General features: G+C 47.9%; 18 protein-coding genes and 1 pseudogene. 9 read left to right on the forward strand and 10 right to left on the reverse strand.

The window, feature by feature from the left end:
* Positions 1-25: 25 nt before the first annotated feature.
* A complete protein-coding gene (locus tag O9X78_RS10915; RefSeq protein ID WP_269619718.1) occupies positions 26-1228 on the reverse strand; it encodes a hypothetical protein in 1203 nt (400 codons plus the stop codon).
* 11 nt (positions 1229-1239) lie between these two features.
* Positions 1240-2043 (reverse strand): outer membrane lipoprotein-sorting protein, encoded by an 804-nt coding sequence (locus tag O9X78_RS10920; protein WP_269619719.1) that lies wholly within the window; start codon positions 2041-2043, stop codon positions 1240-1242.
* Between the two features lie 227 nt (positions 2044-2270).
* On the opposite strand from O9X78_RS10920, the gene O9X78_RS10925 reads away from it, so the two are divergent.
* Complete coding sequence (locus O9X78_RS10925) at positions 2271-4700, forward strand: efflux RND transporter permease subunit (RefSeq protein ID WP_269619720.1); 2430 nt, start codon at positions 2271-2273, stop codon at positions 4698-4700.
* A gap of 98 nt (positions 4701-4798) precedes the next feature.
* Positions 4799-4960 (forward strand): annotated as a pseudogene (locus tag O9X78_RS10930) (IS3 family transposase); the annotation flags it as partial.
* Between the two features lie 115 nt (positions 4961-5075).
* On the opposite strand, the gene O9X78_RS10935 reads toward O9X78_RS10930, so the two are convergent.
* On the reverse strand, positions 5076-6059 hold the full coding sequence (locus O9X78_RS10935; RefSeq protein WP_269619721.1) for a GlxA family transcriptional regulator: 984 nt from the start codon (positions 6057-6059) through the stop codon (positions 5076-5078).
* 126 nt (positions 6060-6185) lie between these two features.
* On the opposite strand from O9X78_RS10935, the gene O9X78_RS10940 reads away from it, so the two are divergent.
* Positions 6186-6602 (forward strand): MAPEG family protein, encoded by a 417-nt coding sequence (locus O9X78_RS10940; RefSeq protein ID WP_269619722.1) that lies wholly within the window; start codon positions 6186-6188, stop codon positions 6600-6602.
* Between the two features lie 87 nt (positions 6603-6689).
* Here O9X78_RS10940 and O9X78_RS10945 read toward each other — a convergent pair whose 3' ends face one another.
* From O9X78_RS10945 to O9X78_RS10960, 4 genes are all read right to left on the reverse strand, one after another.
* Entirely contained in the window at positions 6690-6878 is a 189-nt protein-coding gene (locus tag O9X78_RS10945) for a hypothetical protein (protein WP_269619723.1), read from the reverse strand.
* A 21-nt stretch (positions 6879-6899) separates the two neighbouring features.
* Positions 6900-9326, reverse strand: a complete 2427-nt coding sequence (locus O9X78_RS10950; RefSeq protein WP_269619724.1) for an efflux RND transporter permease subunit — start codon at positions 9324-9326, stop codon at positions 6900-6902.
* Between the two features lie 14 nt (positions 9327-9340).
* Positions 9341-10201 (reverse strand): MlaA family lipoprotein, encoded by an 861-nt coding sequence (locus O9X78_RS10955; RefSeq protein ID WP_269619725.1) that lies wholly within the window; start codon positions 10199-10201, stop codon positions 9341-9343.
* A gap of 107 nt (positions 10202-10308) precedes the next feature.
* Positions 10309-11109 carry a crotonase/enoyl-CoA hydratase family protein gene (locus tag O9X78_RS10960; RefSeq protein ID WP_269619726.1) on the reverse strand — a complete coding sequence of 267 codons (801 nt, stop codon included), beginning with the start codon at positions 11107-11109 and terminating at the stop codon, positions 10309-10311.
* A 243-nt stretch (positions 11110-11352) separates the two neighbouring features.
* Here O9X78_RS10960 and O9X78_RS10965 point away from each other — a divergent pair, with 243 nt between their 5' ends.
* The gene (locus O9X78_RS10965; RefSeq protein ID WP_269619727.1) at positions 11353-11949 is read left to right on the forward strand and encodes a TetR/AcrR family transcriptional regulator; all 597 of its coding nucleotides are present in this window, start codon (positions 11353-11355) and stop codon (positions 11947-11949) included.
* Positions 11950-12194: 245 nt separating this feature from the next.
* Here the strand turns inward: O9X78_RS10965 and nirD are convergent, their stop codons facing one another.
* Positions 12195-12518: a nitrite reductase small subunit NirD gene (nirD, locus tag O9X78_RS10970; RefSeq protein WP_269619728.1), complete on the reverse strand. Its 324-nt coding sequence runs from the start codon at positions 12516-12518 to the stop codon at positions 12195-12197.
* Positions 12519-12591: 73 nt separating this feature from the next.
* Positions 12592-15138 (reverse strand): nitrite reductase large subunit NirB, encoded by a 2547-nt coding sequence (nirB, locus tag O9X78_RS10975; RefSeq protein WP_269619729.1) that lies wholly within the window; start codon positions 15136-15138, stop codon positions 12592-12594.
* Between the two features lie 420 nt (positions 15139-15558).
* Between nirB and O9X78_RS10980 the strand changes: the two genes are divergently transcribed.
* From O9X78_RS10980 to O9X78_RS10990, 3 genes are all read left to right on the forward strand, one after another.
* Entirely contained in the window at positions 15559-17031 is a 1473-nt protein-coding gene (locus O9X78_RS10980; RefSeq protein ID WP_269619730.1) for a NarK family nitrate/nitrite MFS transporter, read from the forward strand.
* A 36-nt stretch (positions 17032-17067) separates the two neighbouring features.
* On the forward strand, positions 17068-18786 hold the full coding sequence (locus tag O9X78_RS10985; RefSeq protein WP_269619731.1) for a bifunctional protein-serine/threonine kinase/phosphatase: 1719 nt from the start codon (positions 17068-17070) through the stop codon (positions 18784-18786).
* A 398-nt stretch (positions 18787-19184) separates the two neighbouring features.
* On the forward strand, positions 19185-20432 hold the full coding sequence (locus tag O9X78_RS10990; RefSeq protein ID WP_269619732.1) for an alginate export family protein: 1248 nt from the start codon (positions 19185-19187) through the stop codon (positions 20430-20432).
* Between the two features lie 163 nt (positions 20433-20595).
* Here the strand turns inward: O9X78_RS10990 and O9X78_RS10995 are convergent, their stop codons facing one another.
* The gene (locus O9X78_RS10995; protein WP_269619733.1) at positions 20596-20991 is read right to left on the reverse strand and encodes a hypothetical protein; all 396 of its coding nucleotides are present in this window, start codon (positions 20989-20991) and stop codon (positions 20596-20598) included.
* 404 nt (positions 20992-21395) lie between these two features.
* Here O9X78_RS10995 and mpl point away from each other — a divergent pair, with 404 nt between their 5' ends.
* Positions 21396-22775, forward strand: coding sequence for a UDP-N-acetylmuramate:L-alanyl-gamma-D-glutamyl-meso-diaminopimelate ligase (mpl, locus tag O9X78_RS11000; protein WP_269619804.1), 1380 nt, complete (start codon positions 21396-21398; stop codon positions 22773-22775).
* Entirely contained in the window at positions 22775-23374 is a 600-nt protein-coding gene (locus O9X78_RS11005; protein WP_269619734.1) for a flavin prenyltransferase UbiX, read from the forward strand. The genes mpl and O9X78_RS11005 overlap by 1 nt, the downstream gene beginning before the upstream one ends.
* The last annotated feature ends 48 nt before the right edge of the window (positions 23375-23422 follow it).

Consider the following 23422-nt stretch of genomic DNA (forward strand, 5'->3'; position numbering starts at 1 on the left):
AAATCGCGTCGGTCTGGGTATATGCCTAATAATAATATTCCAAGCCTAGTTCAATATAGCTGTCTCTGCGTAATGAGTAGATAGGGTCTTGATTGCTTTCACTGTGAAAGTGGTAGGCCTCGACAGTGATGCGGGTGCTGTCACCAAGCCGTGTACTGGCTTCGACGAAGGCATTCCGACTTTGCTGATCGTCTGCATCTTGGCTGTATCCGAAGAGCAATTCGCTGGATGCGATATCATTGAGGCTGAGGCGGGCACCAACAAATATGTCATTTTGAAAGGGCGCTGCGCTGAGTCTGGGTCTGGAGTCGTAGGAGTATTCAAGCAACAAGCCTAGGTCCCAATACAGGCTATTTATACCGGTTAGTGTGTATTCAAAGCCTGCTGTGGTCGCGGCGTAGTCCTCTGCTATTGAGTGACCAATTCCGCGCCGGTATATGGCTTCTACCTTCCATAGCCAATCACCGCTCACATATTGTAGGTCCAGACCGCTCTGTTCTATGAGTGCGTAGTAGGGTGCCAAATAGGCATCCGTTGCCGTTATTTGGGGAATGTACAGCGGATCGCGAGAGGTGCCCTGAAACCATGACAGCCCCACGTTCCAGTCGCCAAGGTAGTGACTCCAGCGCAGCGCGTAGTCGATATGCTCGTCTTCCTTATCTGATTGGTACTGCTCTTTGTCGCTAAGCGTGATGGGTATTGAGCGCAGGCGGCCCTCTTCGCCGACAAAGTCGCGGCTGCGGAAGCCGGGTAAAACAAATACGTCGACTACGCCCCAATCCTGAATGCTGGCATAGTGAATCATCGGCTGGCCGAGCTTATCCTCACCGTCGGGTGCTTCCACTGCGTCGGTTTGATTAATAATGTCTACCAGATGCTGTGATTCGGTGGCGCCCCAGAAAATAGTATTTATGCCGACACTGAGTTCCCAGTTGCTGCCAACGTGCTGCCAATATAGCTCTCGTATATCAGCGTGGCTGCGCTCGTCGTCTTGGCTGTCGTAGCGGAAGAAGGCCTTTATATTGAAACTATCTTCACCGTCATTCCACTGCTGATACCACTCGGGGGCGAGAATGCCAGACAGAGTTTCGGAGCCCTGCGCGGGGTCGACGGCGGTGCTTGGAAAGGCCCGCGCTTGAACGCCGACATAACCAAGAAATTCCGCATGGCTTAGCGATGGAATGAGGCTTGCCAATAATGCGCCGGCACACAGTTTTACTTTTATCATCTTGGCCTACATTACCGTGCGCGTTTGAGGCTGTTTTCAGTAAAGTCTTGTTCGTCTAAACCGCTGCGGAACTGGTAGTTACGCAGAAATACCTCGGTGCTTTTACCGTTGCGCTCATTCACCATGGTTTGCTTTGCTGGCCGCCAGAACTTGTCTAAGTGCAGTTGGTAGTCGCTCAGAGTTAAGGTCTTTAACACGCTCTCTTTACGATCATAGAATTCAATTTTTAGAGCGCGATAGTGGACTTGATCTATCCAGACAATTTCGCGGCTATAGCCTGAGTATTTGTCGCGGGGAATGATTTCGACCACATAACATAATTCCCCGTTTACCTCTTCGTCACGCAGCCAGCGGTAGTCGTATTCCTCCACCTCAAAGGAACTAAGGTCTTCGTAAGAGAACTCGCTGCCCATAAACGGTCCAGATTTGTTTTTAGAGGCAATACGCTTAACACGCTTTAATGCGGGTAAATACAGCCATTGGTCGTCGTCGGCATTGTTGTGGGTAAAACTCAGGAATGCGGTGCCTTTAACGTCATTTGGGCTGTCGAAGATGGTCATTGACTTGTCGCCATCATCTTGCACCTCTAAAGCGAGGACTCGCATTTCTCGGCGGGTTTCTCTACCGCCACGGGTGTGCAGAACCATTTCCATTTCGGCACTGCTGTCTACCCAGCCGCGATCTCGGCTTTTCATTTCTGTCGCGATCGCTAATCCCTTTTCTTGCGCATTTTCGAGAGAGTCAGCGGTAGCTGCGTTTGCGGCACATAAAAATAGCAGGCACAGAATGCCGGTAGGGAGGAATTTGATACTCACGTGGAAAGCTCCAGAGTGTTAATTATTACTTAATGTTAATGATTATTGTTTGTGGCTAATGAACTCAGCATAATCGTTCCACAAATAACACGTTCTTGTCTACACGTCCTGAATTAATCGATTTAGCTCGCTTCACTACAGTGCTTTAGGAGCGATGTCGGCTTGGTTTGCAAACGTGATTTGTTTTTTTACTTGGAAAAATAATTATAAATCGGAGCTGTATACCCATGTCGGTTCAGGGGAATAAATTTGTTGATAAGGTAGATGCGGTATTTGGTTCTATAGCTAATTGGGCGGTAAATCATCGTTTCCTCGTACTGCTCCTATCCCTGTCTATGCTTGGCTTGGGCGTGTTCTTTGCGGGTAAAGTGCAAAGCGACAATAGCTTGGATGCCTATTTTGATAAGAGTGATCCGGTCTATGTTGCCTATACGGAATATCTTGACGAATTCCTGTCGGACGAAGTGGCCTATATTATTTACCGCGTACCAGATCGTCCCTATGGCCCATTCAATTACGAGGCGATGGGGCAGATAGCGAAGCTTGCTCAGGCATTTGAAGATGAAGTGCCCTATGTGCGAGATGTTATTAGTCTACCTACCGTCGAATTTATTCGCGCCGACGGTGATTCTATAAATGTCGATGAGCTAATGCTGGATTTACCCGCAGATCAAGACGCGCTTTTAAAACTGCGCGACGAGGTGCTAAGTCGTCCCCTATATGTCGATTACCTCATTAACAAGAAAGCCGATTACGCCGCCATTATTTTAGAAATGGAACGCAGTAGTGTTGATCCCCTCGAAGATATTATTTACGACGAAGCGAAAGGAAATGAGCTGGAGAACCTCTACCCGCAGGTCAGCGATAATAAGCTGAGGGAAATATTGGCTCGGCCCGAATACGCAGGTATCGACTTTTTTATTACTGGCGATGTGCCGATGAACTCCGCATACAACCATATATTTATGGAAGACGCGGCGATTGGAACATTGGTAACCTTAGTGTTGTTGGCAGTACTGTCTTTTCTGCTATTTCGTGTCAGCTTGCTTGGTCTATTCGGGCCATTGGCGGTGGTGGTGCTCAGTATCGTTATGGTAATGGGCATGATGGGCGCGTTTGGCTGGGTGCTGGGTTTATTTTTCGGTATTGTGCCCACCTTGCTGTGCGCGGTGGGTGTTGCCCAGTCTGTCCATATTTTATTGGAATTTCAGCGCGCCTTCGCTGAGACCGGTGATCGTAAAACGTCGGTAAAAATAGCGATATCGAAAGTAGGTGGCGCCTGTCTACTTGCGTCGGTCACAACGGCGGTGGGCTTTTTGGTGATGACCGTCTCGCAATTAAAAGTTCTGAGCGAAATGGCCTTGTACGCTGCGTCTGGGGTCATGTTTACGTTCATCTTGTCGATGACCTTATTGGTGGTGGCGCTGTCCTTCGGAAAGTCGTCTCCGGTAAATCCCGATAAAAAGCATCGGCCCGCTGTCCAGCCGGCGATTCTTTGGTTTGTTGAGCGCTGCATCTCAATTAATTTGAATCATCCCAAAACGTTACTGGGTTTGGGTGCATCAATTTTAGTCATCTTCTTAGTCGGCTTGAGTCAGGTAAAGGTTGATTTTAATTTTCTCGAAGACTTTAAGCCCCATACCGAATGGCGTCAGCACACGGAGCTTGCCGAGAACGTGATGGGTGGTATTTTGAATGTGACCTATGTCATTGATACCGACGAAGCTGAAGGTATTAAGAACCCTGAGGTATTGCACGCAATTGATCGCATTCAACAGTTTGCTGAGTCCCAGCCCTTAGTTAAAAAGACCTATTCAGTTGTCGATATCCAAAAAGACCTTAACCGCAGCTTTCATGGTGATGATCCCCAGTGGTACCGCCTACCCGAAGACCGCAACTTAACGGCGCAGTATTTCTTAGTCTATGAAATATCCGGTGGAGAGGAACTGCAGGAATTCGTAGGCCAAAATTACAGTCGTACCGTTTTGGAAATGCGCGTAGAAATGAGCGGCTCCTCAGAGATTACTAAGTTGCTGGCGACGATAGATGACTATATCGAGAAAAATCCGATTCCTGGTGCGAGCGTGCGTAAAACCGGGATTGGTCTAATGTGGGTGAAAATGGGTGAGTATATTTCCGACACACAACTCTTTGGCTACAGTCTGCTCTTTGTAATGGTCACCGGTTTCCTCTGTTTAGCTTTCGGCTCGTTTAAAGTTGGTTTGCTGGCGATGATTCCTAACCTTGCCCCGGTTATTGTCGTTTTGGGCTTAATGGGCTGGCTCGGCGTGCATCTCGATTATATGAAGTTGTTGCTGGCCACAATTGCTATTGGTATCGCCGTTGATGACACCTTGCATTTGGTTATTCGGTTCAGACGCTGCTTTATGAATTCCGGTAGCTACCGTGCAGCCTTGGCTGACTCCATGCGCGACGTTGGGCCCGCGCTGGTGATTACGACACTTATTCTACTTGGTGCCTTCTCGTGCTATCTATTATCTCAACTAGAAATTATTTCTAGTTTCGGAGTTTTACTCAGTGTCGCAATTTGCGTGGCATTGTTGGCGGACATGCTGTTTATGCCGGCGCTATTGTTAATTACCAAGCCCTTCGGCCCCGAGTTTACGCCTGAGCGGAATACTAGCTCTGTGGCTTGATACCTAAAACGCGAGGGTGGATTGCATGCGACTCACACTGTGTGCGTAAGTTGATTCACTCTAAACTGGCTACACCTTAGTGGGTTTTTCTACAGCCTCAACGCTTCTGTAAGGAGCATAATTTACAACCGAGTATGAGTCGACGGGGTAACTGTTTGGACAACGCCGTCGTAGAGTCCTTCTTCCGTAGCCTGAAAAAGGAGCGAATTAAAAAACGAATCTACAAAATTTGCGATATGTCGCGCAACGATGTGTTTGAGTAGTTCGATTATGACTTTACGTAAATGAGTTAGTAGCGCAACCGTGATAAGTTTTAGTGCTGGCTTTCTTGCTAGTACACTTTGCCTAAACCATAATATTAGATCTGCATTAATCCTATTTCCATTTTCGTCGATATTGTGATGGGCTTAGTGCAGTTTCCCTGGCAAATATTCTGCGAAAATAACTCGAATCTTGGTAGCCGACGTCACTTGCAATTTGTTCAATACTGTCGTCGCTGTTCACTAGCCGTGTTTTAGCCGCGTCGATGCGTAGCATTTGTATATACGCAATCACTGTCATGCAGGTGTGCTGTTTAAAGCGTCTTTTGAATGTGCGCTCAGGGAGGGCGCTTTGCTGAACAACTTTCTCTACGGGTAAGGAGGCAGCCAAATTAGCTTGAAGCCAAGACTGGGCTTTGGCGACTTCATTGTCTGACGTCGTGATCTGCAAATTGCAGTGCGAATAGGCGCCCTGGTTAGAGTCATGATTGTCGATCAAGAACAGGCGCCGAGTCTCTTCGGCCACGCGCTCGTTTGTCGTACTTTTTATGATGTGAAGAATTAGATCTTGCCAGCTGGCATTGGCGCCGGCAGTCGTTAGGCGTGCATCACTATTCACAACCAGCACAGCGTTGTTTTTAAATTGCACATTGGCAAAGCGCTGCTGAAATAGCTCGCTAAAGGCCCAATGTGTTGTCGCAGGCAAGCCCTTTAGCAAGCCGGTTTCGGCCAATACAAAGGCGCCAGTACACGCTGAGCACAGCATGGCGCCGTCCCTGTGTTGCTGGTTAAGCCAGTTGCTTGCCAGTGATACGCTGGCGGGTAACTCGCCGTCTGGCATGATGAATATAGACGGTACATAAACAACATCTGTCGGGCCGGCTTGGTCGAGGGTTTTTTGGGGATGAATCGTTAAGCCGCCAGCAAAGCACAATGGTTCGCGTGTACTTGAAATCAGCTCTACGTCAAACAAGGTTTGAGGCTCGGTGCCCATCAATAGCGGCCAGAGAGAACCTGCAGTTGAAAGTAGATCTAGGGGGCCGGTCAACGTGGAAAGCATGGTCTCGGGTAGCAATAAAATTTGTACGCGGATTGGCATATTAGAACCGTTATTTGTTTTCTGGCATCTTATCTGAGTTTTCGAATCGGCGTAACCTGATGCTGATTTTATTGAATCTTAGTGGCACACTGCGCCATAAATTTACGCACAATCGGAGAGAATAAGATGACTACATCCCTAATGGCGATGGCTGGCTATATTGGCTGGGTATTACTATTGTATTTTGTTGTGATTGCCTATCGCGGCTTTATGGTAATGAGCGCGCAACGTAAGGCTGACGCTTGGACCCGCGGACGTGAGTTACAAGACAGTCAGTCGGTAAAGCGTATAGGCGATGCGCTTAGCAATAGTTTAGAAACAGTGCCCTTGTTCGTTGGTGTTATTTTGCTTGCTCACGTTAGCGATCAGTCCGCGGTCACCGACGGGCTGGCCCCAATCTATGTTGGTGCGCGGGTGGTGCAGTCGGTGTCACATATTATTTCAATTCATCATTTGATGATTTTCCTAGTGCGTTTCCCTGCGTTTCTAGTGCAGGTGGGCTTATTGGCGTGGTGGTCGCTCGCACTAACTGGTTTAATTTAAGCTCTATAGGCGATACACATAGCGTTTGAAATTGGCCCGTGATGGAGGAGTCTGTCGCGGGTTTTTGATTATCAGGCCTGTGGGCATTTACTTATCAGCTTTTTTTGCATTGTCATCAAGGAAATAACTACTGAATAAAGGGGTTAGGCCATCACCGCTGCCCCATAGTGCTTTTGCGCGACTGCCTAAGGCTACACGGGTAGCCTCGCCGATAACTAAATGCGCAATGGCAGCCCTGAATTCCTCAGGATTTTGCGTTTTTTGACTGCCAGCCATTACCGATGTCTAGCACGCAAGCTAATTGGTGACCTCATCGGGGGTGTCAGTTGTATTATCACGAACATTACCGCGTACAAATTTGTGTAATAGCACTGGTAGTAAAGTCATGTCGGCGACCAGTGCGATGATAATCGCTAAACCGGTGAGTAAACCAAATAATACGCTGGGTACAAAGTCTGAAAAGCCGAGCAGTGCAAAACCGATAGCGATAATAATCGAGGTGTAAATTAAGGCGTAGCCCACACTTTGGTGGCTGCGCTCCACTGCTTTTTCTGCGGTATTGGTTTTCAGTTCCAGTAAGTAGCGGTGGATGTAATGGATGGTGTCATCTACTGCAATCCCCATTGCGATGGCTGCGATGGTCATGGTCATAAAGTCTAGTGGAATGTCACACCAACCCATAACACCCAAGATCGCAATAGCGGAAATAATATTGGGTATAATGGCAATGACGGCAATTTTAGCCGATTTAAATATCAAGAAAAAAGCAATTCCTAGGGCAATAAAGACCGCGCCTAGGGTTAGTATTTGCGAGGTGAATAATTGTTCCAGCATAGCTTGATAAAGCACAAATAAATTACTTAGCTGGTAGTTTTCTGCTGGAATACCTAAGTCCTGAATTTTCTTGTTAATCTCAGCCAGCATGGCGCCACGGTCTAGATTTTTGGTGCTGTCTTTAATTCTGGCGCTGATCCGAAGCTGGGTTGGGGGTTCGATTAAAAAGCTATTGAGTAGGTCTTCGCGAATACTTTTGTCTAAGGTCCAATAAATTGCTGTTAGTTCGTACTCTGTTAGAGGTTTGTTGTTATTGATTTGCTTTGCGAGCTGGGTGAAGTTGAATACCGATAGCCGCGTTCCCATCGCCTCGAATTCACCAAGTGCTTTTTGTATTCTCTGAACGTTGTGAATATCGCGGGCATGGAGGACGAGATTGTTATACGGGGTGGGTGCCTCTGGTGGCGTATAGATAATATCAAGGGGGGTAGACCCACCAAATTCCTTGTCGATAAAACTTAGTTCCTTGTGTACCTCGGTATCGCTGGCAAAGTAATTAATAAAACTGTTTTCAACGTCAAGGCGAAGTGATCCAAAAATACTGGCGATAAAAAAGACGGCGCTAAACGCCATAATCGCTGAGCTATTTCTAATACATGTTCGCTGAACCCAGTGAACCGGCTTTAACAGTATGAAGTTATTGCTAGGCGATTCTTCTCGGGAAAATAGCAGTAGTAAGGCTGGAAAGAGAAGTAGGGTGCATAAGATGGATACCGCCATGGCAATAATCATCATCAAGCCAAACGCTTTGACTGGCTCAATTTCACTGAGTAGCAAGGATGCAAAGCCGAATGAGGTCGTAAAGCCTGCAAAGAAGCACGGGGCGATTTTACTTTTTAAGGTGAGGAGTACTAGCTCCTGCTGTGACATTTCCGGGTTGTTCTGTATATCTTCGCGGTACTGCACAATGAGATGGATAACAATAGCGAGGCTGAGTATTAGCTGTAGTGAGATAAAATTAGATGAAATAACGGTGGCCTTGAGTCCAATTAAGCCAAAGGCGCCAATAGTAATGAATAGACAGCTGGCACAACATGTAATCGTAATAATTACCCAGCTAATACGGCGAAATACAGCGAAAATCAGCAAACAAATAGCGAGTCCAATGGCGCTGCCAAACACAGCTAAATCATGTTGAATAATATTAATTAGTTGGTAGCCAAGAACATGTGCGCCACCTAAGTAGAGGTCGGCTTCGTCGCTGTAGTCGTTAGTGATTTTACGTAATTGTTCAATTTCTTTGTTGCGGGTTTCTCTCAATCTTTTTTCTAATGGGGCGGCCTTTGCTTTTAATTCATTTAGTGTTTCTTTGTCTTCGTTCGACAGCGGTCCGTCTAATAGCTTTGATTGGATGGCAAGAATGTCTGCGTCGATATTTTGTAAAAATATACTGGTTTTGAATAGGACTTGGATGCCGCTGGCGGTTTGCTCGTGATTGATGAGAAGGCCGTCGTAGATTGGATGGTCTTTGAAGATGCGACGTAACTCAGATGCCGAGAGTTGCAGATTTTCTTGGGTGAAATCGCTTGGGTTCATCTCCGTGCTGAGCCCCTGACTTGCCTTGGACAGTAATGGAACATTCATTACCGAGCGCACGGATTTTACGCGATTAAGTCGCTTAATTTTTTGACTAATTTCTGAGATATTGGCTTGGCTTTTCGCAGAGAAGATATCCCCATCTTTGGGGTGATAGGCAATAATTAGAAACTCTTCCGGTGAAAACGCCTGATTTACTTTCTGGCTCTTTATAAACTCGAGATTGTTTTCAGATATTAATGTGTCTGTCGATGCGTTTATTTCAAAGCTTCTGCTGTGCCATCCGAAGAAAATCACGAGTAAAGCGAAGATTAGCAAAATGATTTTGTGGCGTTTAATGAGTGCTTCAAGCATGAACGACGTTCCTATTATTGTTGTATTGGTTTGCTTGGTGATTCCTCATGTTTAAATTCCTGATCTCGCAATATTCCTTGCAGGTACATATTGCGGAAAAATAGGTAGGGATCTTTGCTTTTTGCGTGGAGGGTTTCGTAGCTCTCGGCCTTCGGTGCAAATTCTTGTTCGGCATCTGCTGCCATAATCAAACTGGTGTCTGGCTGTTCGGTGATGTGGGGGATGGGGTTTAGGAAATAGTCTGCCACCACGCCAGTGCCGCTGCGCAAGTCAGATGGCCCGATAAACGGAAGGACTAGGTAGGTGCCGTATCCACTGCCGTATTCGGCTAAGGTGTCTGAAAATCCAGTTTCGTCTTTTGGTAAATCAAACCATGCTTTGGCTGGGTCAAAAATACCGGCAATCCCTATGGTGGTGTTTACTAAAAAGCGTGCGGTTGTCTTGCCTGCTTTTGCTGGCTTCCATTGCAGAAGTTGGTTAATGATGGTGATGGGGGCTTTGATGTTCGAGAAGACGTTGCTGACGCCGGTTCTGACGGGCTTAGGTGCAATGTAGTTGTAGGTTTTGGCAACGGGAATGAGTACGTATCGATAACTGATGTCATTGAACGCAAACATCGCGCGATTAAAACCCATCAGTGGGTCGTTGAATTCCTCTTCTTGATAGCTGACGACGGTGATTTCGTCTACATCTAGGTCGCTTGGTATTTCAGTGTGGTGTTTGGAATTGTTGGTGTTACTGGTTTCAGTGAGGTCGTTCGCTGCGAATGCGGTGACGCTGAATAGTAATGCGCTAGTCAATAACAGCCACAACGCGGGCTTTTGCCGGTGGCCGCGCTGCGATGTGTTGGTGGAAATCTGGCGGAAAAAAGGCATCCATTCACCTAGGTTGTTGGGGTTTGCTAGCTAAGTACGAATGCCAGCGCCAGAATTTAGAATGGTGATGTTGCTAATCGTTCCGTGTTTTCGATTTGCTTGTGATTTCAGCCGCTTTGGCCTTTATCTTTACCGTGACGGCCAAGGCCTTTAGTGAAGTCTTTGGCGCCGGCTACGGTTTCGCCGCTTGACAGGGTTTCCATGCCCAGGGAGAACTCGTTTCTAATTGCGTCAGCTTCGCTCATTCCCCATTGCTGGTAGGCACTTTGCCGGTCGTTTCTTAAACATTGCTGTGGAAACGCGGCTATTTGCTGCGCAAGTTGTTCCGCGCTCGCTTGGAGGTTTTCTGGAGTAACGACCCGGTTGGCTAGGCCCATTGCAAGCGCCTCTGCTGCGGCTACTGGGCGCCCGGTCAGGATCATATCCATAGCGCGACTCATACCAATTAAGCGTGGTAGGCGCACCGTACCGCCGTCTATTAGTGGTACGCCAAAGCGGCGGCAGAATACGCCGAATACAGTGCGTTCGGTAGCAATGCGCATATCGCACCACAGGGCGAGCTCTAGGCCGCCAGCAACGCAGTAGCCGTCGATAGCGGCGATAACAGGTTTACTCAAACACATCCGGCTCGGCCCCATCGGGCCAATGCCGTCATCGCTAAGAGGGTTTCGACGGGATGGGTCCTCACTGGCAACGGCTTTTAAATCTGCACCCGCACAAAAGTTATCTTCCGCGCCCTGTAGAATGGCCACAGACAACTCTGGGGCTGCGTCAAAATCGCTAAAGGCCTTGGCGAGTAGCTGTGCTGTTTGGCCGTCTACGGCATTTCGTGCATGGGGTCGATTTATGCATACCCAGAGCAGGGGCGGGCGACGCTCTGTTGTTATTGTTGTGGGTACAGTTGTCATGTTGTTTCCCCGCTTGCTTAGTGTTTTTATTTCACTGCTAGTGTGGCACATTTTTTAGTGGTCACGCCTTAGGTAGATATTTTATGCTTAGGAGTCTGCCGCGTACTTTTGAAATTTTCGTCGTTTTATCTCATCTTAATGGGATTTTGCGCCGTATAGTGGCGTTTACGTTAGCTGTTAAAAACGGACTTTTTCGCCGACAACAATAATTTTGCTGTATCGGTGATTTTGAGGAATAGATGGATGGCCAGACCCCGAGTTAGGGAGAAAATATTAGATGCCGCGTACGAGTTGCTGCAAAGCGAGGGTATTGCGGTGATGACGACGCGGCGCATCGCAGAGTGTGCTGGTACGACAGAAGCAAGTGTGTTCAATAATTTTGGTGACAAGGCGGGTTTACTTTATGCCTTAGTCGGCGAACGTCTACCTGAGGTGCAGGCAGTAAAAGCTGCTGTTAATGCAGACCCTCAGGATGATATCGGCATGTGGCTGCAAGATGTCTATCAGAAGGCGCAATTGTTTTACACAGCTATTATTCCACTGACCTCATCGCTGTGGGGAAGGGAAGAATACACAGCCAGTACGATGGGAGAAAAACGTCATCCTTTGCACGATATGGTAGTGGCACGCTTTGTAGAGTTTCAGGGCATGGGTGTTTTAGCAAAGTCGGCGGATACGGAGGCCTTGGCTACGGCTATTTTGGGCGCCGCGCTGCACAATGGGTTTAATTTTGTAGCTCATGGCTATGTAGCCTTGAGTGATGGGGGCTCGGATAAGCCGGGCCGCATGGTGACAAGTTTATTGCCGCTGTTTGCTGCGGATGCTAAGGCGGTGTTTTAACACAGGCGGGCTTGGTGCCTCGGTTAGCACTGTGTGGACGTTGAATTATATTGCGAGTGAGTTAAATGGCGTGGCGATGTCATCGCGTTCTAGTGATATTTTCCTAAATATCTCCATAAGTTTCGAAGTGCTTAGGCGTTTTTAAGGTAGGCGAATAGCGGAAAAAAGCCGGCACCACAGATGTGGTGGCCGGACGAGGGGGAGACTAAGTTTAAACCCGCCGCGGGGCGTCGTTGTATTCTGGTTTAATGGGCAATGCGAATCTGTACCGAATTGCCTTCGGTGCGGGCTTCATAGCAGGCTATAGATACGCTGTCGTCTTCGAGGCATTGGCCTGCTTCAAGACTGAAATGCTGCTTATAAATTGGTGATGCTACAACTAAGGTGCCTTTAATGCTGCAGATTATGCCTCTGGAAAGGACGTTGGCATTGCTAAACGGATCCTTATTGGCGAGTGCATAAATTGTATCGTCAACGCGGAATACGGCCACTTGCATTTCCTCAATTAAAGCGGCAACACCTGTGTTGGGCAGTATGTCATCGATACTGCAAACGGTTGTCCATGACATTGGGTAGTCCTCATATAAATTCGGTGCTGATCAACAATAATTATGTGCCGATCAGCGTGTTGATTAAGCGTGTTTAAGCAACGGCGATTAAATCGGAATCGGCAATTTTCTCTGCCTCAGTCGCGGGGCGAATTTGACCGCGCTCCTGAATAAATACGATTTCTTTGTCGCTCTTGTCGGCATTCACAAAGCTGCGGAATTGCTTAACTTTCTCTGGGTTTTCAATAGTGGTTTTCCATTCGCATTGGTAGGTGTCTACCACGTGTGCCATTTCCGCATCTAGGTCGGCGCAAATTCCCAGTGAGTCGTCGATGATGACTTTGCGAAGATAATCTAGGCCACCTTCTAAATTCTCCATCCATACCGAGGTACGCTGTAGGCGGTCGGCGGTGCGCACATAAAACATCAGGAAGCGATCGATATATTTGACCATGGTGTCGGTATCTATATCTGATGCAAACAGGTCCGCGTGCCGTGGTTTCATACCGCCATTGCCACATAGGTACAGGTTCCAGCCTTTTTCGGTGGCGATGACACCGACGTCTTTGCTCTGTGCTTCCGCGCACTCCCGTGTGCAACCCGATACCGCCATTTTCAGTTTGTGGGGGGAGCGCAGGCCTTTATAGCGATTTTCTAAGTCTATCGCTTTGCCCACGCTGTCTTGCACGCCGTAGCGGCACCATGTAGAGCCGACACAGGATTTTACTGTGCGTAGCGACTTACCGTAGGCGTGACCAGATTCAAAACCGGCACTTATGAGCTCTTCCCAAATGCGTGGTAGTTGGTCGAGGGTGGCGCCGAATAGATCAACGCGCTGGCCTCCGGTAATTTTGGTGTAAAGATTGTATTTTTTTGCCACTTGGCCAACGGCAATTAAGCCGTCGGGGGTGACCTCGCCGCCCGCCATGCGCGGTACGACTGAATAAGTGCCGTTCTTTTGCATATTGGCTAAGAAGCGGTCGTTGGTGTCTTGTAGCGCAGCGTGCTTGGGTTCGAGTATGTAGTCATTCCAGCAGGAGGCAAGTATAGACGCTGCTGTAGGTTTGCAAATTTCGCAGCCGTGGCCACTGCCGTGCTTTTCCAATAACTCATCGAATGATTTAATCTCGCCAACGCGAACCAAATGATAAATTTCTTGGCGAGTGTAAGGGAAGTGCTCGCAGAGATCGGTGTTGACCTCAACGCCCATTTTGGTGAGCTCTGCGTTCAACACTTGGCCAACCAGCGCAGTACAGCCGCCGCAGGTAGTGGCCGCCTTAGTGCAGGCTTTTAAATCGCCAACGGTCATTGCGCCGTCTTGTACGGCAGCACAAAGATCACCTTTGCTAACGTTGTTACAAGAACAGATTTGAGCGACGTCGGGTAGTGCGTCTACGCCAAGGCCAACTCCTGCGCTGCCGTCTAACGCAGGTAAAATCATGCTTTCTGGGTGTTCAGGTAGCTCGATTTTGTTAAGGGCAAACTGCAGCAGGGTGCCGTAGTCGTTTGCTTCACCAATTAATACTGCACCCAATAAATGCTGTCCGTCTTCGGTGACGACAATCTTTTTATACACTTCGGCTTTTTCGTCGATAAAGGTGTAGCACTTGGCGCCGGGGGTGCTGGCGTGGGCATCACCGATTGAGGCGACATCAACACCCATAAGTTTGAGCTTGGTGCTCATGTCAGCGCCGGTGAAGGTTTTTTCGCTGCTACCTATTACGTGGTCGGCCGCGGCGCGGGCCATATCCCAACCTGGCGCGATAAGGCCGTAAATGCGACCGCCCCATAAAGCACATTCGCCAATGGCATAAATTGCTGGATCAGATGTTTGGCAGTTGTCGTTGATAACAATGCCGCCACGTTCTCCCACCTCCAAGTCACTTTGCCGGGCTAGTGCGTCTTGTGGGCGAATACCGGCGGAGAATACAAGTATGTCGGTTTCTAGTTCTGCGCCATCGGCAAATTGCAGTTTATGAATGCAATCGTTGCCATCAATAATTTGCTGGGTGTTTTTCTGGGTGTGAACAGACACACCCAAATCTTCAATCTTTCTGCGCAGCAGGGCACCGCCACCTTCATCTACTTGCACCGCCATCAGGCGCGGTGCAAATTCAATAACGTGGGTTTTTAGGCCGAGGTCTTTTATTGCCTTAGCGGCTTCTAAACCCAATAGGCCGCCGCCTACGACTGCGCCGACTTTAGCGTTTTTTGCCGCTGCGGTGATTGCTTCTAGATCTTCTATGGTGCGGTATACAAAGCAGTTTTGGCGGTCGTGACCCGGTACCGGTGGCACAAATGGGAAGGAACCAGTAGATAAGATGAGTTTGTCGTAGGCGTATTTTTCGCCTTTGTCGGTGGTGGCTACTTTATTCGCGCGATCAATTTCGGTGACTTTCTCGTTACTCAGCGCCGTGATGTTGTTATTACTATAAAAGCCTTCTTTCACCATATTAAGAGAGTCGGCTTCGCGGGTTTCAAACCAAGCGGTTAAGTGAACGCGGTCGTAAGCTGGGCGGGGTTCTTCGCCGATGACCGTGATGTCGAATTGATCGGACTGACCGCTCTCGACTATGGATTCGATAAATTGGTGGCCAACGGGACCGTTACCAACAATAAGCAGGCGTTGTTTGTCAGTCATCTTTACATCCTTTAATACATACTCATGCGTTGGCCGCTGGCCGTCGCTGTTTTAGGTGCTCATGCAATCTAAAAGGTTATTAGCAAAAGCTATGCCATGGCATGGTTGAGCATTTAAGTCGTTGATTTTATTGGGTCTTCTTGTGTTTGTGCGCTTTGTTGGGGCGATTTCGAAAGAAAAATCCTTGGGTGGTCGGGGCGTGTTGGGGCGCTGCGCATTGTTATGGTGCGATCTGGGTGTTGAGATCTATCTCTTGGGGTGATTCATTCTGGTGCGTTTTGGCAAATTTGATTTTAATTTATACTAATAAGGTTATTTAAAACAATGGCTTATGTTTTGTTGATTAATGCGAAAAATTAGTTTGGCATAGGGATTGCCCCTGGGTCTGCAGATACCTTTGTGACCTTTTAGGAGCCGTTGATGTCCTCTTCAACCTTAAATGTGCTTGATCTCAAGCAAGATAAGATTCGCTTGTTGCACTTAAGTTGGTTTGCGTTCTTTCTGACTTTTGTTGTGTGGTTTAACTTTGCGCCGATGCTGTCGGCTATCAAAGAAGCCTTTGATCTGAGTACTCAGCAGGTTAAAGCGCTCATGATTTTGAACGTGGCGCTAACAATACCGGCGCGGGTGATTGTTGGTATGTTGGTGGACCGCTTCGGCCCACGTATTGTTTTTAGTGCCTTGCTTGTTTCCGGTGGTCTGGTGTGCGTCGCTTTTGCGATGGCAAATAGCTATGAAATGATCGCCCTGTTGCGATTTTTAATGGGCTTTATTGGCGCTGGTTTTGTTATCGGTATTCGCCTGGTTGGTGAGTGGTTTCCCGCGCGTCAAGTAGGTTTGGCTGAGGGCGTTTACGGTGGCTGGGGTAACTTCGGTTCCGCCGCCGCGGCAATGAGCCTGCCGACCTTGGCATTGTATTTTGGTGGCGATGACGGTTGGCGCTACGCAATCGCAAGCACGGGTTTGCTGGCGTTTCTCTACGGCTTTTTCTTCTACTGGCGCGCTCGCAATACGCCAAAAGGGTCAACTTACTTTAAGCCTAAGAAATCCGGTGGCTTGGTAGTGAGCAGTAAGCGCGACTTGATCTTTTACATTGTCATGTGTGTGCCCATGTACCTTGCCTTGGCCGTGCTGACTTGGAAGTTGTCGCCGGTGAATTTGGGATTGCTCAGCGAATTTGCCTCTGTCGCGCTATATGTGGTGTTAGCGGTTTTGTTTGTGGTGCAGGTCAGCCAAATTTTGCGGGTGAATAGTGATGTGATTAATAATGTTGCTATTCCGTCAATGCAGCAGTACAAGTTCAAGCAGGTGGCCATTCTTAATGTTGCGTATTTTGTAACCTTTGGGTCTGAGTTGGCGGTGGTTTCTATGCTGCCCCTGTTCTTTATGGACACGTTTACCTTGAGCGCGGTTGAGGCCGGTTTGTTGGCGTCAGGTTTTGCGTTTATGAATTTGGCGGCGCGTCCCGGTGGCGGTTACTTGTCTGATAAATTTGGTCGTCGTAAATCGTTGTCTATTTTGGTTGCAGGCTTAGCTGTGGGTTATATGGTGTTGAGTCAGATCGAATCGGCTTGGCCCGTTTGGTTGGCTGTGATTGCAACTATGTGCTGTTCTTTCTTTGTTCAGGCGGGCGAGGGTGCAGTATTTGCGATAGTGCCCTTAGTTAAGCGCAGCATGACTGGCCAAATTGCAGGCATGACAGGGGCTTACGGTAATGTCGGTGCGGTGATTTTCTTAACGGTGTTGTCGTTTGTGAGTAATGCAAACTTCTTTATGGTTATTGCGGCCTGTGCGGCGGTGGTGTTTGTGGCGGTGCAATTTCTCGAGGAGCCACAGGGACATACTGCAGAGTTACATGATGACGGTAGTGTTGCGCTGATTGAAGTAGGCTAAAGTGCGACCTAGCCTTTAGTTTTTGGAATCCCTCCGATGCATTTCGATGGCGGTTTAAAATTGTCCATTGCCCAGCACAGTAGTGCTGGGCAAAAGGCGGTTAACGAAGATAGTCTTGGTATTCGGGTGCCAGAAGATCAGCAAATTACCACAAAAGGCGCGGTGGCCGTTATTGCCGATGGTGTGTCGGCGGCAGAGGCGGGGAAAGAAGCTGCGGAAACCTGTGTGACAAGTTTCTTAAGTGATTACTACTCTACGCCAGATTCATGGTCTGTTAAGCGCTCTGCGCAGCAAATTCTAAATGCCCTTAATCGCTGGCTGTATGGTCGGGGTCAGCATTATTTGCAGGCTGAAAAAGGCTATGTGTCTACATTAAGCATCGCCATCTTTAAGTCTCAAACGGCGCATTTATTCCATGTCGGTGATAGCCGAATTTATCGTTTGAGAGATGGCTTTCTCGAGCAGCTTACCCGTGATCACGCAATGCCTATTGGCCGTGGGCGGTCTTACCTGACCCGCGCAATGGGTCTAGATATTAATTTAGACGTCGATTATCGCGCAGTTGACGTTGCTATAAATGATATTTTTTTATTGACGACAGACGGTATTCACGACGTTCTTAGCAGTTCGCGAATGCAGGCGCTAATTAGTGAATGTGCTGGGGATCTTCAGGCGGCTAGCCAGCTTTTAATAGAGGGGGCCTTGGCCGCGGGCAGCGACGACAATTTGAGTTGTCAGTTGTTACTAGTTGATGCCCTGCCCTTGGAAGATGCTGGTGATGTATATAGAAAGTTAACGGCGTTGTCTTTTCCTCCCCTCCTAAGTGCGGGGATGGTGGTAGATGGTTTGGTTATTGAAGAAGAGATCCATGCCAGTCCCCGCAGTCAGCTCTATAAAGTATTTGATGCAACCGCAAATTGTCACTATGTGATGAAAACTCCGTCGGCAAATTTTAACGATGATCCTGCCTATATAGAGCGCTTTATTTTAGAAAGTTGGATCGGTCGGCGTATTCAAAGTGACTACGTCATTGATGTTATTGAGCCGCCAAACGCGCCAAGTTGTTTATATTATTTGTCTGCGTATTCGCCGGGATTAACGCTCAGGCAGTGGATGACAAAAAATCAAAAGCCCGCGACGAAATCGATGCTAGATATCATTGTGCCTGTAGCGAAAGGGCTGCAAGCAATGCACAGGCGAGACACATATCATCAAGATATAAAGCCTGACAATATTCTGGTGGGAGACGATGGCGGGATTAAGATTATCGACTTCGGCTCTTGTTATGTTGCTGGCTTGGCGGAGATAGCTGTTCCGATAGAGCGTGATAGGGTGCTAGGGACCGCGCAATACTCGGCTCCGGAACACGTGCTAGGTCGGCGATCGAGTAGTAAGGCAGACCAGTTTTCGCTGGCCGTTATTGTTTTCGAGATGCTTACCGGTCAGCAGCCTTATCAGGGTCGATTGCAAAACTGCACAACGACCGCTGCGTTTTCTCGGTTGGAGTACGTTTCGGCTTGTCATTACAATCCGCACGTTCCTCTGTGGTTAGATGCTACATTAAGTCGCGCCCTAAGTATTAGCCCTGAACTGCGCTATAACGATGTATCAGAATTCGTGTATGACCTAGAGCATCCGAATCCGGAGTTCATGAAAAATGAATTTCAGCCCTTGTTCACACGCAATCCGTTGCGTACGTGGCAGGCAATCTCCCTCTTCCTATTGGTGTGTTTGCTGTGGAGCTTGCAGCGTTAAGCGATCACATTTATCGAGATCATATTTCGTAAATTAAATAAAAATTATCGGTAGTTAGATGTTGTTGAATTCCCATTGTTTACCATATAAATAACTATGCATTATGTCGGTGCGATATATTTTGCGTAATTTTTTGTTTGTGCGCTAGTTTGGTGCTGGTGCGCTTTTTTATGAATCTTATTGATCTTGTGCTGATGGATTTTTTGGTGCGTTTTTTTGTTTTTATAATTTTTAAGATTTTAACTTTATGAAAAATAACGATTTATAATAATTTTTTTATTTTCGAAAGTTTTGGCGTTGTCCTTGCTAAAGGTAGTTTGTGAATGTGTTTCGTTCAGAAAATATTGCAGTGCTACTTAAGTTAAGGGCGTTAATGCCTAAATTTTCGGAGATATGTTTTGAATATTATTAAATTTCCTTGGTTGGCTTTTTTTATGTGTGCAATTTTCGCCGCGCAAAATTCCTATTCCGCTGAATCTCTTGGCGAAGCCTTTAGCAAAGGTGAAGCGCATTTGAATATGCGTTTGCGATATGAGTCCATGACAGAGGATATGCCGAGTGGTGAAAACACCGGTAGAGCTGTAACGCTTAGAACGCGTTTAAATTTTAAGACTGACGCTTATCAGGGTTTTACTGGTTTTATCGAAATGGATGACGTAAGTAATTTCGCAGGTAGTTCCAACGATAGTGTCAATGGCAATGTGTCTGAGCCATTAATTGCGGATCCTGTTGGCACCGAAGTTAACCAAGTCTTTTTAGCGTATAAAAATTGGGATATCGAATTTAAATACGGTCGTCAGCGTTTAACCTTGGATAATCATCGATTTGTTGGTCATGTTGGCTGGCGTCAAAATGAGCAGACATATGATGCGTTTACCCTTGCAAATAGCAGTGTAGAAAACTTAAAGATAACTTACGCGCATATTTCAAATGTGAATCGTATTTTTGGCGAAGCGAGTCCCGTCGGTGATACCGAAATGGACTCCCATATACTTAATGCTAATTACACCTTCCCGGCTGGCAGTTTGACCGGCTACGCCTATCTACTAGAAACCGATGATAATTTTGCTGGCTTTAAGCGCATGGATACCGATACCTACGGTTTACGTTGGCAGGGGCAGGCGGGCGTCGTTTCTTATAACCTTGAATATGCCACGCAGGAAAGTGCAGGCGATAACCCAGCAGATTACACTGCTGATTACATGTTAGCTGAGGCAAATATTAATGTTGCGCCGATTGTCATTGGGCTTGGTTACGAAGTCTTAAGTGCCGACGACGATGGCTTTTTTATTACTCCCTTGGCAACCTTGTTTAAATTTCAAGGTTGGACAGATAACTTCCTTAACAAGGGTCTAGGTAATATTAGTGAAGGTATAAACGACGCCTATGTGACGTTGTCCGGCGCCGCTTTCGGAATGAATTGGCAAGTAGCCTACCACGATTTTACCCCAGACCAAGATAATGCGACCGGCGGCGATGACCTTGGTACGGAGTTTGGTGGCTTTATTGGCAAAAGCTGGGGCCCATATTCTGCGGAGTTGCGTTACGCAAGTTACCGCGCTGGTGATTCTAAGCCATTTAATGGCGGTGGTTTGATCTTGGTTGATACCCAAAAAGTGTGGTTAACCTTTAACATTAATTATTAATTTTTCTGAGTAACTAAAGCTGATTTCGTTAGCATATAGCTAGCGTGACAGTGATGGATTATTAGTAGAATTGTTGATTTGGAGAGTCAAAACGGAGTTGGTTTGCTGTTCTTATTTCATCGATGAACAGCAAGCTAACTCCGTAAAGCGCGATTGCTAGGAACTAAAAAATCCCACCTTCTACTGCGCCGCCTATCAACGGTATTGATGCCGTTTCCGTGAGATTAAGAATCACAGGTGTAAGGCCACCTAGTTGCAGAGTTGCGCCATTGTCAGTTAGCCCGTCAACTGCAGTAATCAACACGTCTAAGCCTTGTACAGGGAGAGGCAGTGCGGTATTGAGTGTGGTGTTTAGTAGGTCGCTGGCCATGGACGCTACGCTGCCAATAAGTTCATTTTCGGCGGAAAGACCGCTTACAACTGGTAGAAGTGATTGGCTTGCAATTCCTGTTACCGAAGGGAGTAGGCCTCCTACTAGTCCTTCGGATCCAACTTGTGAGTGAGCAGTGCTCGCTATAGATAGGGCAGTGCTTATTAGAATTATTTTCAAGGGGTTCATGTCAGCTCCAAGTGTAAAAAATGTCGATGTATCAATTACGTCGTAAATAGCTAAGTGGTTTATCGATTGATATTGTTGTGTGCTGAAGGGTATCTGCATGTGTATTGATGAGCAATTAGCGCGGTCACGTTTTGGGACTTAGCGCGCATTTGTGCTAGTGGTGTGGCGAATGATCCGTGCAGTAGTTGGTGTCGGTTTGTAAATCTAGCCGAGTTCAGCGCTGGTGTCTCGGCCACGCCCATCCGTTTGTCGTTTTGCGGTCTACGCGGATGACCGATTTGCCGCTGGCTGACCTTGTCTATGTAAAATTACAGTTGCTCGCAGCTCTTCTTGCGTTTGCGTAGAGCTGGCGCGATAGCGGTGATACCATGCCACACAGAATTTTTCGTGTGGCGTTTTCATTTATGCATCTCCATATATTAGGTATTTGCGGTACGTTTATGGGTGGCTTGGCTATTCTCGCTCGGGAATTAGGCCATACGGTTACTGGCTCAGATGCCAATGTGTATCCACCCATGAGTACGCAGCTTGAGGCTCAGGGTATAACCCTAATGGAAGGTTATGATCCGGCTCATTTATCCCCTGAGCCAGATTTAGTGGTCATCGGTAACGCGATGTCACGGGGTAATCCTGCGGTAGAGCATGTGTTAAACCGTGGTATTCCCTATACTTCTGGGCCGCAGTGGTTGAGTGATCATGTGTTGCAGAGTCGCTGGGTTTTGGCGTGCGCGGGTACTCACGGTAAGACCACCACAAGCAGTATGTTGGCGTGGGTGCTTGAAGACTGTGGCTTTCAGCCGGGATTTTTGATTGGCGGTGTGCCTGGGGATTTTGGGTTATCTGCTCGCCTTGGCGGCTCTGACTTTTTCGTCATTGAAGCTGATGAGTACGATAGCGCCTTTTTCGATAAGCGTTCTAAATTTGTTCACTACCGTCCTTATACTGCCATTCTCAATAATCTTGAATTTGACCATGCGGATATTTTTGATGACTTGGGGGCGATTCAGCGTCAGTTCCATCATTTGGTTCGCACTATTCCGGCAATAGGACGCATTGTTGTACCTGCGGATGAGCCGGCGCTTGATGCTGTGTTAGCGATGGGGTGTTGGAGTGAAGTCGAGCGGGTAAGCAGTTGCCGAGATAAGTCTGCCGAGTGGCAGGCCGACGTGCATAGTGATGATTTTTCTAGCTTCGACGTGCTATATCGTGGCGTGGTGCAGGGGCAGGTGAACTGGACGCATAGCGGCGAGCACAATGTGAATAACGCGCTTGCGGCACTTGCGGCGGCGCACCATATCGGCGTTCAGCCGAAAGATGGCATTTCCGCACTCTGCCAGTTTGGTGGCGTTAAACGGCGCATGGAGTTGCTCGGAACGGTTGCCGGTATTTCTGTTTATGATGATTTCGCGCATCACCCTACGGCAATTGCGACAACCCTTGAGGGTTTGCGCGGGCGGGTCGATAGTGGTCGAATTGTCGCCTTGATTGAACCGCGGTCTAATACTATGCGTATGGGGGTGTATAAAGATCGACTAGCGCCCGCCACGGCTTGTGCAGACGAGGTTATTTGGTATCAACCCCCAGGCTTGGACTGGTCTTTAGATTCCGTGATTGAGGGAAGCCCGACACCGGCTAGATTAAGTACTGATCTCGACTTAAGTGTTCGTGAATTGGCAGATTCCTTAAACGATGGTGATCATTTGGTCATAATGAGTAATGGTGGCTTCGCCGGTGTGCACCAGCGAATAATGGCGGCATTGAAGGCGCGCTGGGAGACAACGTAATGAAAGCCGTGACCTTGGCGATGACAGGCGCGTCTGGTGCGCAGTATGGTCTTCGCTTACTAGAGTGTTTGCTCAATGCCGGCTGCGAAGTGCATTTTATGATCTCGAAGGCCGCGCTGTTAGTCGTTGCAACGGAGATGGATGAGCCTTTGCCAGCGCGCCCCAGCGCCTTGTTGCGTCATTTGTGCGAGCGTTTTTCGGTGACCCCAGAACAACTTAAAGTTCATGGTCCAGAAGATTGGATGGCGCCGGTAGCTTCGGGAAGTGGAGCGCCTTCGTCTATGGTAGTGTGTCCGGCGAGTACGGGAACCTTGTCTGCTATTGCCTGTGGTGCCAGTAATAATTTAATTGAACGCGCGGCGGATGTTGCGCTCAAAGAGCGTCGCCAATTGATTTTGGTGCCAAGGGAAATGCCGCTATCGGCCATTCACTTGCAGCATATGCTGAGTTTGACGCAGATGGGGGCGACGATTATGCCCGCGTCGCCGGGATTTTATCGGCAACCCCAAAGCGTGGCAGACTTAGTTGATTTTGTTGTGGCGCGTATTCTTGATCATCTTGGTGTGGCGCAGACCCTAGTACCGCGCTGGGGTGAGTAGATCGAAGGTTATTTTACCGCTTGGGCGGATAGTGTATTACGAAAAGAA

It is taken from the genome of Zhongshania aquatica, from assembly GCF_027257955.1.
In the GTDB taxonomy this organism is placed as follows: domain Bacteria; phylum Pseudomonadota; class Gammaproteobacteria; order Pseudomonadales; family Spongiibacteraceae; genus Spongiibacter; species Spongiibacter aquatica.